Genomic DNA, 14,276 nt, shown 5'->3' with positions numbered 1-14,276 from the left:
CCCTTTGGCCAACGGGAAGACCCTCTGGTCAATGTGGTGGCGCGCAAAACCTTTTGAAGGAACTGTGTGATGTTGATTAGCCGTCGCTTGAACTGCACAGGGGTAGCCAGTGCATTGCGATTGCTGTTAATCGCCGCAACCCTGCTTTTGAGCGCCTGCGCCGGCCGGGCGCCGCTGCCCGTGCACAATCCGGATCTGCCGCTGCCACTGCAATTGCACATCCAGCGCGGGCAGGCCGACGAACGCGAGGACTGGGTGCTGGTGATCCAGCGTGAAGAGGCGGGTATCCGCTGGTCGATGATGGACCTGTTGGGCATTCCCCAGGCCCGCCAGAAATTGGTCGATAAAACCTGGGAGTCCGATGGTTTATTACCGCCCAATCCGCGAGCCCGGGAGCTGTTCGCGGCGCTGCTGTTTGCGCTGACGCCGCAAGATGAACTGGCGGCCAACTATCCCGGCGCCTGGCAGCACGGCAGGCAACGGTACCTGCCCGAGCGCTGGGACATCCACTACGTACAACCGCAGAATTTTGAATTGAAGCTACCGCGTGGTCCGGCCTATCAAGTCACCCCCCTGAGCGGTGAAACGCCATGACGGCTTACCTCAATGCCCTCGGATTGGTCTGCGCGCTGGGCCGCGACAAGCAGGAAGTTGCCCGCAACCTGTTTGTCGGCGACTGCGGCGGCATGCGCGAACAAACCGGTTGGGTGCCACAACGCACGCTGCAGGTCGGTGCGGTCCAGGGCAAACTGGCAAGCATTCCAGCCGATATGTCGCGCCATCACAGTCGCAACAATCAGTTATTGCTGGAAGCCACGCTGCAAATCCGCCCGGACATCGACAGCGCGATCCAGACCTACGGCCGCGACCGCATCGGTGTAGTGCTGGGCACCAGCACCTCGGGCATCGACGAGGCCAGCCAGAGCCTGGCGCATTACCTGCGCGAAAAACAGTTCCCTGCCGAGTACGACTATCAGCAACAGGAACTCGGGGCACCGGCGGACTTCCTTGCCGAGTGGCTGCAGTTGAGCGGGCCGGCCTATGTCATTTCCACGGCCTGCACCTCCAGCGCCCGGGCCTTGATGAGCGCCCAGCGCCTGTTGGACCTGGGCATTTGCGACGCGGTGCTGTGTGGCGGTGTCGACACCTTGTGCAAGCTGACCCTCAACGGTTTTTCGGCGCTCGAAGCGGTCTCGGAGCAACGCTGCAATCCGTTTTCGGTGAACCGCAACGGCATCAACATTGGTGAAGCGGCGGTGCTGTTCCTGATGACCAGGCGTGCAGGCGACAGCCAGCCGATTGCCTTGCTCGGCAGCGGCGCCAGTTCCGATGCGCATCACATATCCGCCCCGGAGCCGACTGGTCGTGGCGCCCTGCAAGCGATGCGCAAAGCCCTGGGCCGCGCCAACCTGCAACCAGAGCAGATCGCTTATCTGAACCTGCACGGCACCGCCACCCAGCACAACGACGCCATGGAAAGCCAGGCCGTGGCGACGCTGTTCCCGGCCGGCGTGCCCTGTTCGTCGAGCAAACCCATGACCGGCCACACCCTCGGTGCCGCCGGGGCGCTGGAAGCGGCGTTCTGCTGGTTGAGCCTGAGCCCGGACAATCGCGAGCATGCCCTGCCGCCACACGTCTGGGACGGACAGCCCGACCCCGAATTGCCGCCGCTGCAATGGGTGACCCCGGCCACGCGCCTGACGTCCATTGCACCTCGCTACCTGATGAGCAATTCCTTTGCCTTCGGTGGCAACAACGTCAGCCTGATTATCGGAGACGCCCCATGATTGACTGGCCGATCGCTGAATTGCTGCCCCACGCTGGCGACATGATCCTGATCGACCGGATCCTGGCGTTCGATGAAGAGCAGATTCACACGCGCCTGACCGTCAAGCCCGATGGCCTGTTCAATCTCCCCGACGGCAGCCTGCCGGCCTGGGTCGGCATCGAACTGATGGCCCAGAGCGTGGCCGCCTTCGCCGGTTGCCATGCGCGCCAGCGCGGTGATGAGGTGGAATTGGGCTTCCTGCTCGGCAGCCGCAAATTCGAATGCAACGTCGAAAGTTTTCCGGCCGGTACCGAGTTGACCATCCACGGTATTCGCTCCCTGGAAGACGATAACGGCATGGGCGTGTTCGAATGCCACATCAACGCCCCCGGCATTCACGTTACCGCCCGTCTGAACGTGTACCGCCCACCCCAGGCCGCTCAATATCTCCATGAACCCGAAGGAGTCCAGTGATGACTGAATCCGTACTGGTCACCGGTTCCAGCCGTGGCATCGGCCGCGCCATCGCCTTGCGCCTGGCCCAGGCCGGGCACGATATCGTGTTGCATTGCCGCAGCGGCCTGGCCGACGCCGAAGCCGTCAAGGCCGAAGTCGAGGCCCTGGGCCGTCGTGCGCGCATCCTGCAGTTCGACGTGTCCGACCGCGCCCGTTGCAAGGAAGTTCTCGAAGCCGACGTGGAAACCCACGGTGCCTATTACGGTGTGGTGCTTAATGCCGGGCTGACCCGCGACGGTGCCTTTCCGGCCCTGAGCGAGGAGGATTGGGATGTGGTGATGCGCACCAACCTCGACGGTTTCTACAATGTGCTGCACCCGGTGATGATGCCGATGATCCGTCGTCGCGCCGCCGGGCGGATTGTCTGCATCACTTCGGTGTCGGGGCTGATCGGCAACCGTGGCCAGGTCAACTACAGCGCCTCCAAGGCCGGGTTGATCGGCGCGGCCAAGGCATTGGCGATCGAGCTGGGCAAGCGCAAAATCACCGTTAACTGTGTCGCACCCGGCCTGATCGACACAGCCATGCTCGACGAGAACGTGCCGGTGGAAGAACTGATGAAAATGATCCCCGCACAACGCATGGGCACCCCTGAAGAGGTGGCCGGCGCGGTGAATTTCCTGATGTCGGCGGAAGCCTCGTACATCACCCGGCAGGTTCTGGCCGTCAACGGAGGCCTGTGCTGATGAAGCGCGTCGTCGTCACCGGCATGGCCGGCATCACCTCACTGGGCAGCGACTGGGAGACCATCGCCGGCAACTTCGCGGCCAACCGCAGCGGCATCCGCCGGATGGACGAGTGGGATCGTTTTACCGAACTCAACACGCGCCTGGCTGGCCCCATCGATGACTTCAAGGTGCCGAGCCACTGGACCCGCAAGCAACTGCGCAGCATGGGCCGGGTTTCGCGGCTGGCCGTCGGCGCGTCGGAACTTGCACTGGCCGACGCCGGATTATTGGGTGACGAATCGATCAAGGACGGGCGCATGGGCGTCGCCTGCGGCTCCTCCACCGGCAGCACCGACGAGATCAAGGCGTTCGGCAACATGCTGCTCAACTCAGTGGCCGAGGGCCTGAACGCCAACTCCTATGTGCGCATGATGCCGCACACCACGGCAGCCAATATCAGCATCTTTTTCGGCCTCACCGGTCGCCTGATTCCCACCTCCAGCGCCTGCACCAGCGGCAGCCAGGGCATCGGCTATGCCTACGAGGCCATCAAGTTCGGGCGCCTGCCACTGATGCTCGCCGGGGGCGCCGAGGAACTGTGCCCGACCGAAGCCATGGTCTTCGACGCGCTCTACGCCACCAGCCTGAAAAACGACACCCCGCAACGCAGCCCGCGCCCTTACGACACCGCACGCGACGGCCTGGTGATCGGCGAAGGCGGCGGCATGCTGGTGCTCGAAGAACTGGAACACGCCCTGGCCCGTGGTGCGCGCATCCATGCCGAGATCGTCGGTTTCGGCAGCAACGCCGACGGCCAGCACACTACCCGTCCCGAACAAGTCACCATGCGCCGGGCCATGGAACTGGCCCTGGAAGACGCCGGGCTGAAACCGTCGGACATCGGCTACGTCAACGGCCACGGCACCGCCACCGAACAGGGCGACATCGCCGAAACCCTGGCCACCAGCAGCCTGTTCGGCGAACACATGCCGATCAGCTCGCAGAAAAGCTTCCTCGGCCACACCCTCGGCGCCTGCGGTGCGCTGGAGTCCTGGTTCAGCATTGAAATGATGAACCGCGACCTGTACGCCCACACCTTCAACCTCGACGAAGTCGACCCGCATTGCGGCAAGCTCGACTACCTGCGCGGCGAGTTCCGGCAGATGAGCAACCAGTACGTGATGAACAATAACTTTGCGTTTGGCGGGGTGAATACTTCGCTGATTTTCAAGCGCTGGTCTTAATCAACGTCAAAAGATCGCAGCCTTCGGCAGCTCCTACAAGGAACCCGTAGGAGCTGCCGAAGGCTGCGATCTTGTTAATGTGCGATGTAACTATCAGGGCGAGTCGAGATTATCAAACACCCGATTCACCGCCATTTCCCCCAGCATGATCGACTGCTGAATGCCCAGCAGGGTGTTGCTTTGCGCTCCGTTCAGACTCCTCGCGAAGTCGCTCGCCATGGCATTGGCTGATGCCAGTGAAACACAGGCGTACTCCAGCAGAGTGTGGTTGTCGACTTCAGGAGCGACGAGGAAGATTTGGCCGGGTTGGCGTGAGGTAACCGGTTCGGTATCCGACCGTTTTTTTGCTTTATTGGTCATGATTCAGCGCCCAGAAAAGTGGAGCCGACACCGTGTCGCTACGAATCAAAAGGGTGGCAGCTGTACGCAGGTTAGTAGACCGGGTCTTCGCCAAACCGGCGCGCCCGAAGGCGCCCTGCGCACAGCTACCGTCAAGGGCAGGTACAGACATACCTGCCTATCAGGAGCGCAAATGCACTTAGCGAAAACACGGGCTACTAAACCCGATCACTGACCATCAGTGACACGAATCAAGTTAGCGATGGCCCTCAAAGCGCACAAGCCGGCGGATTCTGGAGTAGTTGCAGGCAACGTCGCAAGGCGCTGTAGCCTTTGCGAAGGATTTCGGAAATGTCCCACGGCGGGTGGTGAAGCTTCCGGCAGGACTGATGCTTCTTGCTCCATACAGCTAGTCTTTTTGGTGTTCTCTCGGACGCCATCGCGAGCAAGCTCGCTCCCACAGGGTCCAGCGCTGTGAACACAATGCTCGCCATACCACCCACTGTGGGAGCGAGCTTGCTCGCGATTGACTGCGCAGCAGTCACGCCTGCAAAGGCTCAACCTTTCTTGTCAGCAGTTCAACAAACGCTTTGGCCATCGCCGACTTCTGATCCTTGCGCTGCACCAGCCAAACTGCTGACACCGCCGCCGGATCGAGCAGCGGGCGATAGACCACACCGTCAATACGCATCCGCTGATAAGACGCCGGCAGCACCGACACACCGAGCCCCGCCGCCACCAGCCCGATGATGGTCATCGCCTCACCGGCCTCCTGGGCGAAGTGCGGGCTGAAGCCGGAGTCCCGCGCCAGGCTGAGCAACTGCGCATACAGGCCACTGCCGTAGCTGCGCGGAAAAAACACAAAGGGCTCAAGCGCCAGGGCTGACAGAAACAAGCCCTCCTCGCTGCCCTCTACCAACGGGTGCTTGGAGCTGAGTACCGCGACCAGCGGCTCGCGCATCAATTCGACCACGCTAAGGCAGTCCGGCAGCCCGAGCGGGCGCATGATGCCGACTTCAATCGACTCGTCCACCAGCGCATCGGCCACCTGGGTGCTGCTCATTTCCCGCAGGTTCAGGTGCACCGCCGGGAAGCGCTGGCGGAAAGAGAAAATCGCCTGGGGAATGGTCGAGTTGAAGGGTGCCGACGAGGTGAAGCCGATTTTCAGTTCACCCAACTCGCCCAGTTGCGCCCGTCGCGCGACATCCGCCGCTTTGTCGACCTGCGCCAGCACCAGCCGTGCCTCTTGCAGAAACAGCCGACCGGCCTCGCTCAGCTCGACCCGACGATTGGTACGCTCGAAAAGCCGCGCGCCGACTTCCTGCTCCAGCGCCTGAATCTGCTGGCTCAGCGGTGGCTGGGAGATGCCCAGCACCTGTGCGGCGCGGCCGAAGTGCAGTTCTTCGGCGACAGCGATGAAGTAGCGCAGATGACGCAATTCCATGGAAACCCCATTAGGTCGTTAAAGCTATCAAACAGGTCGAACAATATATTGGATTGAATCATTAGCCAGCTATATGCTTTTTTCATTGCCTGACCGGCTGCGTCCTCCGAGGTCCCCCGTGAAAACTGCTGTCGCCCCACTCGCCCATGAAGTTCCTCCCGCAGCACCGGACGCTATTGCCGCTGAGCTGGCGGAGATCTACATCGAAAAAGGCACCCCGGCGTTCATGCGCACGGTGCTGGCGTTGTTCTGCGGCGGCTTCGCGACGTTCGCCCTGCTCTACTGCGTGCAACCGATGATGCCGCTGCTGTCCGACGAGTATTCCATCAACGCGGCGCAGAGCAGCCTGATCCTGTCCATCGCCACTGGCATGCTTGCCATCGGCCTGCTGATCACCGGCCCGATTTCCGACCGTATCGGGCGTAAACCGGTGATGGTGGCCGCATTGTTCGCCGCGGCGCTGTGCACCATGGCCAGTGCGATGATGCCGAGCTGGCACGGTGTGCTGCTGATGCGTGCGCTGATTGGATTGTCGTTGAGCGGTCTGGCGGCGGTTGCGATGACCTATCTGAGCGAAGAAATCCACCCACAGCACATCGGCCTCGCCATGGGTTTGTACATCGGTGGCAACGCGATTGGCGGTATGAGCGGACGCTTGATCACCGGGGTATTGATCGACTTCGTCAGCTGGCACACGGCGATGCTGGTGATCGGTGGCCTGGCGCTGATCGCCGCGGCGCTGTTCTGGAAAATCCTCCCGGAATCGCGCAACTTCCGCGCCCGCTCGCTGCACCCGCGCAGCCTGCTCGACGGTTTCACCATGCACTTTCGCGACGCCGGGTTGCCGCTGCTGTTTCTTGAAGCCTTTGTGTTGATGGGCGCATTCGTCACGCTGTTCAATTACATCGGCTATCGCCTGTTGGCCGCGCCGTACCACATGGAACAGGCCTTCGTCGGGTTGCTGTCGGTGGTGTACCTGTCGGGCATCTACAGCTCAGCGAAAATCGGCTCGCTGGCCGACAGACTCGGTCGCCGCAAAGTGCTCTGGAGCACCATCGCGCTGATGATCGTTGGCCTGGCCCTGACGATGTTCACGCCACTGCCGCTGGTGATCATCGGCATGCTGATCTTTACCTTCGGCTTCTTTGGCGCCCACTCGGTGGCCAGCAGCTGGATCGGCCGCCGCGCCACCAGGGCCAAGGGACAAGCATCGTCCTTGTACCTGTTCAGCTACTACGCCGGGGGGAGCATCGCCGGTACGGTGGGTGGCGTGTTCTGGCACCTGGGCGGCTGGAACGGCATCGGGTTGTTCATCGGCACGCTGTTGGTGATTGCGCTACTGGTCGCGTTGAAGCTGGCGAAGTTGCCGTTGTTGCCGCAGAACACCTCGACTACCTGAGCACCACCCGTGCCTCCAGGGCATCGTCGCGTTTTTCCAGGGTCAGCGATTGCAACGCGACACCGTTGCGCTCCATGCCGTCGAGCCACTGCATCAACGGTTGTGCATTGCCATTGAGGGTCACGCGCAGCAGATCGGTGTCGCTCTCCATCTGACGGATCTCCAGCCCCGTCGCCGCGGCGCTTTCGCTGATGCGCAGCGATAGCGGTTTTTCGCTGTCGACGGGGACATCGCTGCGCGGTAACGCCCGTTGCAGTTGCGCGGCCAGCCCCGCCTGCTGTTGATACTGTCGCTCGGCGGTTTCCAGTCGCTGCCGGGTCGGTTGCCAGATCAGGCTGAAAGCCACGACCGCCAACAAAAAAGTCCCCGACACTTGCAACAGCCGTTGTTCGCGCACGGAAATGCGCCGCCATGCCTGCTTCATGCCCCGTCCTCCACGGTGAGGGTGGCGTGTACCCGGCCAGCCGTTTTGTTCGCGCTGTCGAGCCGCACGGGCATGCCTTGTTGTCGCCCGCGTTCGCGCAACTGCTCCAGCTCGGTAAAACCGCTGGCGGTCAGCTGGATTTTCCAGCCTTCGCCTGCTCGAAACTCGATGCGCTGGACCTCGACCGGGCTGGCGCCAATCACCTGTTCGATCAACCGGATCAGCCCGGCAATGCGGCTGTTTTGCGAATCCACAGGCTGGCTTTGCAGGGCCTTGAGTTGCGCAGCCATATCGACGATGCGGCTTTGCTCCGGGTAAAGCGCCTTGAATCGCTGTTCATTCTGGGTGGCCAGGCGGCGGGCTTCGCTGTCGAGGAAGCGGATGCGCGTTTCGCTGGCACCCCAGGTCAACAGCGCCAGCATCAACAACGCCCACCCGCCGGCGCGCCAGGGCAGACGCTTGCCCCGTGGGGCAAATGCGCCTTGCAGCAGGTTGATGGCCCGGGTTGGGCACTGGGTCAGGCATTGGTCGATGACGGCGGGGGCCTCACGGGCATCCAGCCATTGCATGTCCTTGGGCAATAACGGAGTGAGCAGAGCCAGGTCGTCTTGCGATATCGCGAGGCGCGCCGACAGGCCTGCACCCAACAACCAGCGACCGAACCACCATGCTCCGCACGGCTGATCGCCGGACAACAGATCGGCATCGACGAACACCCCGCGCACCTCAATGCCCGCCTCTCGCAGCAAGTCGAGCACGGCGGCCAACCGTTCACGGCCAATGACCATGACCGGGAAGCAGCCGTCACGATCACGAGCGCCAACGCTCAGATGCACGCCTTCCAGCGCTTCACTCAGTTGATCTTCCACGGCGTAGGCCATGGCCTGGGCTTCGGGCCTGCGTCGCGACGGCCATGGCTCGCTGCGAACCCAACTGCACATTTCCATGGGCATTAGCACATCGACTACCTGGCCTTGCAATGCCGAGGCCGCCTGATTCAGTGGCATCGGCTGGCGTTGACCGGTTTTTGACCACAGGACGCAGGGCCAGAGGCCTGATGGCGCGTCCTGCCCTTCGGCGGTCAGGTAAAGCCAAGTGTTCATCGCGGTCTCTCGTGGCTGCTCATGGGAAGAAAACGTCGTTGCAGCACTGTCAGTTGTCGAGTCTTGGGGTCGTGCCCGATATCCGTGGCCAGGTGCAGTTCGCGCCCGTCCCGGGTCACCCGCACCCTTATCCGATACCAGCGGCTTTGGGTGCCAAGTCCGTGACTGCTCAGGCCCTGCCCGGAGAGCAAGGGGTCCTGGGTAAACGCCTGGACGCTCGCCCAAGGCGTTGTTGCCGCCTGACGCGCCAGCGCATCGGCGGTCGCGGCGTCCACCTCGCCGAGTGCTCTCAACAGCAGTGCCGGCGCGGTGTTGATGTTCAAGGCGGCTTCGGTGGGCAGCAGCGCCACCCAAGGCTCCAGCCGCTGCAGCAAGCGAGCGTCAATGCCGGGCAGCAAGCGCAGCTGGCTGAGTTCCCGCAGCGGCCCGACCTGGCTCAGTTGCACAGGAGGAAGATCGAGCAATTCAAGCAGGCGCGCCCAACGGTTGAGGGTGACTTGATCCACCTGACCCTGGCGTAACAACGCATTGAGGTTGAAGCGTCCGGCGAGGTCCTCGATATCGACTCGTATCTGCGCATCTTCAACGTCGAAACCCGGCGTCATGGCCGTCCAGCCTTGAATCCGCTCGACGGGTTTTTTCGCGTCCTGCAACGCATCGCGCAACAGCAACAACGCCCAGGTTTCCCCGCCCGATGCGAGCTGCCGCAGCTGTATCTGCTGCAATTGTTGCCCGCTGCTTTGCAACGCAAGGTGATGACTGCGCAACACGCCGCCGATGATCAGCAGTGCCAGGCTCATGACCAGCAATACACTGATCAAGGCAATGCCGCGTTGGCGCCCGTTCATGGCAATGCACCCGGCATCGGCAACACCCGACGAATCGATTCGAAGCGCCCGACAGAGACTTGCACCTCCAGCGCCATGGGCGCCTTCGCGTCCTGCCCGGCCGGCCAATGAGCAACCCAGCCGGACTGGCTGTCGAACAGACGCCAGCCCAATTCGCGAACGTCTTCGAGCAACTTTTGCCGCTGCACGAACTCCGTACCTTCGCCCTGGCTTTCGCGCCACAGCACGCCGCCGTCGAGCCGATAGCTCAGCATCTGGCGCTCACTGCGGGGTTGGTCCAGAGGGTTGCGCCAGTGACTGCGCTGGAACTGCAAAAGCGGCCCGGCGAGCACCACCGGCTGTGCGGTGACGTGCAGCAGATCCCGCTCGATCACCGCCATCGCTCGTTGCAGGCTCCTGAGTGCTCGCTCGTGGGCCGCCGTGCCCTGTTGCACTCGCAGCACGCTATCGAACAAACCCCAACTGGCCAGCCCCAGCACGGCGAAGATGGCCAGGGCGATAACCAGCTCCAGCAAGGTGAACCCACGCTGCCTAGTCATGAACCGCAAGTATCCAGCCGCTGGCACGATGCAAGGCGTGCGCACTGTTCGCCGGGCTGACCTGGATGTCGGCCTGGAGCAAACGCGGATCGCCGGTGGCGCTGATGTGCTGTTGCAGCACCCAGTCGCGTTGATCCATGGACACGATCTGTTGCTGCTGACCGGCCGCCAAGCCCGATTGCAGGCGCAATTCGTTCAAGCGGTTGTCCGCCAGCCACGCTGCGAACAGCCGAGTCTCGACGGCGCCGCGCTGCTTCACCGCGTATTGACTGGCCGACAGCACGGCTGCCGCCAGTGTCGCGAAGACCGCCAGGGCCACCATGATTTCCAGCAGCGTGAAGCCGCCCATGGACGACAAGGGTGGCCGACTAGTCATCGATCACCACCTCGCCGATACCATCGCCGGACAGGCTCAGCCAGGTCCTGTCGCCGGACTCGAATGTCAGCGTGAAGGCACTGGTTTCATCGTTGCTGAGCAAGAGCAACTGCGGCGGTCCTTCGTCAGCGTCCAGCCCTACCCCATAGCCATCCTGCTGCAAACGTACTCGTATGCTCAAAGGCCAGGTAGTCAGCCCCTCCACCGGCTCCCACCCGCCATCACCCCGGCGCATCACTCGGTGGCCATCGGTACCCAGCCGCAAGCCATATTCCTGCCCCTCGAACACCGCACGCTCACGCAATTGATGAATCACCTGCACCATCGCCTCGGCTACCTGCCTGACCTCGCGCGCGGGACTGCCCCCACCGACAAAGCTCACCATGCCCAGCAAGACGCCAACCACGACAATCACGATCATCAGCTCCAATAACGTAAACCCCCGGCAGCGGTAGCCCACGGATCAATGGCCCCAATTGCCGATTTCGGCTGCAAACCCTTCGCCGCCCGCTGCGCCATCGGCGCCCAGGGAATACAGGTCGTAAGTGCCGTCTACCGATCGCATACCCGGATTGAGGTACTGATAAGGCGTGTTCCACGGGTCGACCGGCATGCTCTTGAGGTAACCCTGGGGGTTCCAGCCCCGCGCCACGGGCAGTCCGGAAGGACGCTTGACCAACGCTTCCAGGCCTTGCTGGGTCGAGGGGTAATGGGCGTTGTCGAGGCGGTACATTTCCAGGGCGGTGGCGATGGCCTGGATATCGATTCTGGCGGCAGTGACCTTGGCTTGATCGGGGCGGCTCATGAACTGCGGCACCACAATGGCCCCCAGCACGCCGATGATGACCACCACCACCATGATTTCGATCAGGGTAAAACCGCGTTGCGCGCGGGAAAGGTTTTTGCGGACAGGTTGCATGGATCAATTCACCAATTGGTTGAGGCTGAGAATCGGGAGCAGGATGGCCATGACGATCAGCAGCACGACGCCGCCCATCAGCACCAGCATGGCCGGCTCGAAGAGGCCCACCACCAGCGCGATGCGCGCGGCGAGGCTGTTTTCCTGTTGTTCGGCGGCCCGGGCCAGCATGCGGTCGAGTTCGCCGGCACGTTCGCCGCTGGCGATCATGTGCAGCATCATCGGCGGGATGTCGCCGCTCATCTCCAGGCCACGGGTCAGCGTTGCGCCTTCGCGGACCGAGCGGGCGACATCGACCATCCGCGCGCGGATGGTCAGGTTGCCAATGACTGCGGCCGCAATTTCCAGGGCGTCCACCAAGGGCACGGCACTTTTGCCGAGGATTGCCAGGGTGCTGGCAAACCGCGCGGCTTCCATGGCGCGCAGCACTTCACCGATGACGGGTGCATTGAGCACCCAACGATGCCAGCGCAGACGCCACTGCGGCTGCTGCCAGCTCCAGCGCCACAGGCCGAGCAGCACCGCCAGCACGCCCATCAACAACAGGAAATGGTCGCGCAGGCCGTTGCTCACGCCGATCAGCGCCCGGGTCAGCCAGGGCAACCGCTGGCCGCTGTCGACGAAGATCTTCACCACATCCGGCACCACGTAACCGAGCAGAAAACCGACGATTGCCACGCTGGCCAACATCAGGATCAACGGGTACACCAGGGCCATCTGGATCTTTTGTCGCGAGGCCTGGCGGGCCTGGGTGTAGCCCGACAGTTGCTCCAGCACTTGGCCCAGATGCCCCGAGCGCTCTCCAGCGGCCACGGTGGCGCGGAACAACTCGGGAAAGGCCCGGGGAAATTGCCCCAGTGCCGAGGCCAGGGCGTGACCTTCCATTACCCGGCTCCTGACCGCCGAGAGCAAGCTTGCAACCTTGCGCTTTGAGCTCTGCTTCGCCACCGCATCGAGCGCTTCCTCAAGGGGCAGTCCGGCCTGAACCAGCGTTGACAGTTGCAACGTCAACAGCGCCAGATCAGCGGCACTCAGGCGTCCACCTCGCGACCGCTGGCCCGCACCGCCGCCAACCCTGACCTCGATCAAGACACGCGGCCACAAACCACGCTCACGCAACAACTGTCGCCCATGGCGGGGTCCATCGGCCTCCAACCGTCCCTTGCAGGATCGTCCCTGGGCATCGTGGGCGCGGTAGTCGAAGGTCGGCATCGATCAGTTCTCCTGGGTCACACGCAGCAATTCATCGAGGCTGGTCAACCCTTCAAGCACCCGCTGGCGCCCGTCCTGGAACAGGCTGCGCGAGACCTTGCGTGTTTCGTCGACGAGCAATTGCTCACTGGCGCCCTGATGGATCAGCGCCGAGACGGCGGGCGTCACGCTGATCAGCTCGTAAATGCCGATGCGGCCGCGATAGCCGTGCTGGCACTGTTCACAGCCCGAAGCCTTGAACAGGGTGTGCGACGTGCTGGTGTCGAGCCCCAGGCGCTGGCAGGCTGCCGCGTCGGCGAGGTACGAAACCTTGCAATGGGGGCACAAGGTGCGCAGCAAGCGCTGGGCCAGAATGCCCACCAGCGAGGACGCCAACAGATAGGCATCGACGCCCATGTCTACCAGCCGCGTGACCGCGCCGGCCGCGCTGTTGGTGTGCAGGGTCGAGAGCACCAGATGCCCGGTCAAGGACGCCTGGACAGCGATCTCGGCGGTTTCGCGGTCACGGATTTCGCCAACCATCACCACGTCCGGATCCTGGCGCAAAATCGCCCGCAGGCCCCGGGCGAAGGTCATGTCGACCTTTGGGTTGACCGGCATCTGGCCGACACCCGGCAGGTGATATTCGATCGGGTCTTCGACCGTGAGAATATTGCGGGTCTGGTCATTCAGGCTGCTCAGGGCGGCGTACAGGCTGGTGGTCTTGCCGGAACCGGTCGGCCCGGTCACCAACAAAATGCCGTGGGGCTTGCCCAACAACTGGCGCAGGGCCGCGAGGGTATCGTCCGGCATGCCCAGCCGATGCAGGTCCAGGCGCCCGGCCTGCTTGTCGAGCAAACGCAGCACCACCCGTTCGCCGTGGGCCGAAGGCAGCGTCGAGACCCGTACATCGACTTCATGCCCGGCCAGGCGCAAGGCCATTCGCCCATCCTGGGGCACGCGTTTTTCCGCGATGTCCAGGCGCGCCATGACCTTGATCCGCGACACCAACAGCGTCGCCAGTTCGCGCTTGGGCCTGAGCATTTCACGCAGTTGGCCATCCACCCGCATGCGCACCGACAGGTACTGCTCGAAGGTTTCCAGGTGCACATCCGAGGCATGCTCACGCACTGCTTCACCGAGTAGCGCGTTGATCAGGCGAATGATCGGTGCGTCGCCCTGTTGCTCCAGCAGGTCGGCGGTTTGCGGGACCTGATCGACCAGGCTGAGCAAGTCCAGTTCTTCGTCCAGCCCTTGGGCAACCTGCTCCACCGCACTGTGCCCCTCGCGATAGGCCGCCGCCAGGCGCGAGGCGTACTCATCGGCCCCGACGATTTGAAATGGCAACGTCCGTCCGCACACCCGGCGCGCTTCCGCCAATGCGGTGAGCGGCGCATCACTGCGCAGGGCAATGCGCAGCTCGTCGCCGTCATGCTCCAGCAACACACCAAAACGCCGGGCGAAACCGAAGGGCAATTGCTCGCAGAGTTCGCTCATG

At 63.0% G+C, this 14,276-nt stretch carries 17 protein-coding genes; 6 read left to right on the top strand and 11 right to left on the bottom strand.

Features of this window, described 5'->3' with window-relative positions:
- The first annotated feature begins 69 nt into the window (after positions 1–69).
- The 5 genes from AB4O40_RS19630 to AB4O40_RS19610 are packed head-to-tail and all read left to right on the top strand — an operon-like array spanning position 70 to position 4,196.
- A complete protein-coding gene (locus AB4O40_RS19630; protein WP_056725644.1) occupies positions 70–594 on the top strand; it encodes a hypothetical protein in 525 nt (174 codons plus the stop codon).
- On the top strand, positions 591–1,787 hold the full coding sequence (locus AB4O40_RS19625) for a beta-ketoacyl-[acyl-carrier-protein] synthase family protein (protein ID WP_409078547.1): 1,197 nt from the start codon (positions 591–593) through the stop codon (positions 1,785–1,787). The genes AB4O40_RS19630 and AB4O40_RS19625 overlap by 4 nt, the downstream gene beginning before the upstream one ends.
- Positions 1,784–2,242, top strand: a complete 459-nt coding sequence (locus tag AB4O40_RS19620; protein WP_056725648.1) for a hotdog family protein — start codon at positions 1,784–1,786, stop codon at positions 2,240–2,242. Before AB4O40_RS19625 ends, AB4O40_RS19620 begins: the two co-directional genes overlap by 4 nt.
- Positions 2,242–2,970 (top strand): 3-oxoacyl-ACP reductase FabG, encoded by a 729-nt coding sequence (gene fabG, locus AB4O40_RS19615; protein WP_056725650.1) that lies wholly within the window; start codon positions 2,242–2,244, stop codon positions 2,968–2,970. Before AB4O40_RS19620 ends, fabG begins: the two co-directional genes overlap by 1 nt.
- A complete protein-coding gene (locus AB4O40_RS19610) occupies positions 2,970–4,196 on the top strand; it encodes a beta-ketoacyl-ACP synthase (protein WP_056725652.1) in 1,227 nt (408 codons plus the stop codon). The genes fabG and AB4O40_RS19610 overlap by 1 nt, the downstream gene beginning before the upstream one ends.
- A gap of 93 nt (positions 4,197–4,289) precedes the next feature.
- Here the strand turns inward: AB4O40_RS19610 and AB4O40_RS19605 are convergent, their stop codons facing one another.
- Positions 4,290–4,556: a DUF6124 family protein gene (locus tag AB4O40_RS19605; protein WP_414914182.1), complete on the bottom strand. Its 267-nt coding sequence runs from the start codon at positions 4,554–4,556 to the stop codon at positions 4,290–4,292.
- Positions 4,557–5,076: 520 nt separating this feature from the next.
- Positions 5,077–5,979, bottom strand: coding sequence for a LysR family transcriptional regulator (locus AB4O40_RS19600; protein WP_056725655.1), 903 nt, complete (start codon positions 5,977–5,979; stop codon positions 5,077–5,079).
- 118 nt (positions 5,980–6,097) lie between these two features.
- Between AB4O40_RS19600 and AB4O40_RS19595 the strand changes: the two genes are divergently transcribed.
- Positions 6,098–7,378, top strand: coding sequence for an MFS transporter (locus AB4O40_RS19595; RefSeq protein ID WP_413966567.1), 1,281 nt, complete (start codon positions 6,098–6,100; stop codon positions 7,376–7,378).
- Here the strand turns inward: AB4O40_RS19595 and gspM are convergent.
- The 9 genes from gspM to gspE are packed head-to-tail and all read right to left on the bottom strand — an operon-like array spanning position 7,371 to position 14,275.
- Positions 7,371–7,802, bottom strand: a complete 432-nt coding sequence (gspM, locus tag AB4O40_RS19590) for a type II secretion system protein GspM (protein ID WP_056725659.1) — start codon at positions 7,800–7,802, stop codon at positions 7,371–7,373. The genes AB4O40_RS19595 and gspM overlap by 8 nt on opposite strands.
- Positions 7,799–8,905: a type II secretion system protein GspL gene (gene gspL / locus AB4O40_RS19585; RefSeq protein ID WP_223541758.1), complete on the bottom strand. Its 1,107-nt coding sequence runs from the start codon at positions 8,903–8,905 to the stop codon at positions 7,799–7,801. Before gspL ends, gspM begins: the two co-directional genes overlap by 4 nt.
- Positions 8,902–9,753 (bottom strand): type II secretion system minor pseudopilin, encoded by an 852-nt coding sequence (locus AB4O40_RS19580; RefSeq protein ID WP_460053609.1) that lies wholly within the window; start codon positions 9,751–9,753, stop codon positions 8,902–8,904. The genes gspL and AB4O40_RS19580 overlap by 4 nt, the downstream gene beginning before the upstream one ends.
- Positions 9,750–10,292, bottom strand: a complete 543-nt coding sequence (locus AB4O40_RS19575; protein ID WP_056725666.1) for a type II secretion system protein GspJ — start codon at positions 10,290–10,292, stop codon at positions 9,750–9,752. The genes AB4O40_RS19580 and AB4O40_RS19575 overlap by 4 nt, the downstream gene beginning before the upstream one ends.
- Positions 10,285–10,668 (bottom strand): type II secretion system minor pseudopilin GspI, encoded by a 384-nt coding sequence (gene gspI, locus AB4O40_RS19570; RefSeq protein WP_460053611.1) that lies wholly within the window; start codon positions 10,666–10,668, stop codon positions 10,285–10,287. Before gspI ends, AB4O40_RS19575 begins: the two co-directional genes overlap by 8 nt.
- Positions 10,661–11,089 (bottom strand): type II secretion system protein GspH, encoded by a 429-nt coding sequence (locus AB4O40_RS19565; RefSeq protein WP_460053612.1) that lies wholly within the window; start codon positions 11,087–11,089, stop codon positions 10,661–10,663. The genes gspI and AB4O40_RS19565 overlap by 8 nt, the downstream gene beginning before the upstream one ends.
- Before the next feature lie 42 nt (positions 11,090–11,131).
- Complete coding sequence (gene gspG / locus AB4O40_RS19560; RefSeq protein WP_056725671.1) at positions 11,132–11,587, bottom strand: type II secretion system major pseudopilin GspG; 456 nt, start codon at positions 11,585–11,587, stop codon at positions 11,132–11,134.
- Between the two features lie 3 nt (positions 11,588–11,590).
- Complete coding sequence (gspF, locus tag AB4O40_RS19555) at positions 11,591–12,799, bottom strand: type II secretion system inner membrane protein GspF (protein ID WP_223541760.1); 1,209 nt, start codon at positions 12,797–12,799, stop codon at positions 11,591–11,593.
- A gap of 3 nt (positions 12,800–12,802) precedes the next feature.
- Positions 12,803–14,275 (bottom strand): type II secretion system ATPase GspE, encoded by a 1,473-nt coding sequence (gene gspE / locus AB4O40_RS19550; RefSeq protein WP_460053616.1) that lies wholly within the window; start codon positions 14,273–14,275, stop codon positions 12,803–12,805.
- Between the last annotated feature and the right edge of the window lies 1 nt (position 14,276).

It is taken from the genome of Pseudomonas sp. S2_F07 (assembly GCF_054668325.1).
The sequence above is the reverse complement of the archived record's forward strand: the minus strand, read 5'-3'. Positions and strand labels throughout refer to the sequence as shown.

Bases quoted from the DNA above. Each gene is read 5' to 3' on its own strand.
- AB4O40_RS19630 (WP_056725644.1), top strand. From the start codon at position 70: ATGTTGATTAGCCGTCGCTTGAACTGCACAGGGGTAGCCAGTGCATTG.
- AB4O40_RS19625 (WP_409078547.1), top strand. From the start codon at position 591: ATGACGGCTTACCTCAATGCCCTCGGATTGGTCTGCGCGCTGGGCCGC.
- AB4O40_RS19620 (WP_056725648.1), top strand. From the start codon at position 1,784: ATGATTGACTGGCCGATCGCTGAATTGCTGCCCCACGCTGGCGACATG.
- fabG (WP_056725650.1), top strand. From the start codon at position 2,242: ATGACTGAATCCGTACTGGTCACCGGTTCCAGCCGTGGCATCGGCCGC.
- AB4O40_RS19610 (WP_056725652.1), top strand. From the start codon at position 2,970: ATGAAGCGCGTCGTCGTCACCGGCATGGCCGGCATCACCTCACTGGGC.
- AB4O40_RS19605 (WP_414914182.1), bottom strand. From the start codon at position 4,556: ATGACCAATAAAGCAAAAAAACGGTCGGATACCGAACCGGTTACCTCA.
- AB4O40_RS19600 (WP_056725655.1), bottom strand. From the start codon at position 5,979: ATGGAATTGCGTCATCTGCGCTACTTCATCGCTGTCGCCGAAGAACTG.
- gspM (WP_056725659.1), bottom strand. From the start codon at position 7,802: ATGAAGCAGGCATGGCGGCGCATTTCCGTGCGCGAACAACGGCTGTTG.
- gspL (WP_223541758.1), bottom strand. From the start codon at position 8,905: ATGAACACTTGGCTTTACCTGACCGCCGAAGGGCAGGACGCGCCATCA.
- AB4O40_RS19580 (WP_460053609.1), bottom strand. From the start codon at position 9,753: ATGAACGGGCGCCAACGCGGCATTGCCTTGATCAGTGTATTGCTGGTC.
- AB4O40_RS19575 (WP_056725666.1), bottom strand. From the start codon at position 10,292: ATGACTAGGCAGCGTGGGTTCACCTTGCTGGAGCTGGTTATCGCCCTG.
- gspI (WP_460053611.1), bottom strand. From the start codon at position 10,668: ATGACTAGTCGGCCACCCTTGTCGTCCATGGGCGGCTTCACGCTGCTG.
- AB4O40_RS19565 (WP_460053612.1), bottom strand. From the start codon at position 11,089: ATGATCGTGATTGTCGTGGTTGGCGTCTTGCTGGGCATGGTGAGCTTT.
- gspG (WP_056725671.1), bottom strand. From the start codon at position 11,587: ATGCAACCTGTCCGCAAAAACCTTTCCCGCGCGCAACGCGGTTTTACC.
- gspF (WP_223541760.1), bottom strand. From the start codon at position 12,799: ATGCCGACCTTCGACTACCGCGCCCACGATGCCCAGGGACGATCCTGC.
- gspE (WP_460053616.1), bottom strand. From the start codon at position 14,275: ATGAGCGAACTCTGCGAGCAATTGCCCTTCGGTTTCGCCCGGCGTTTT.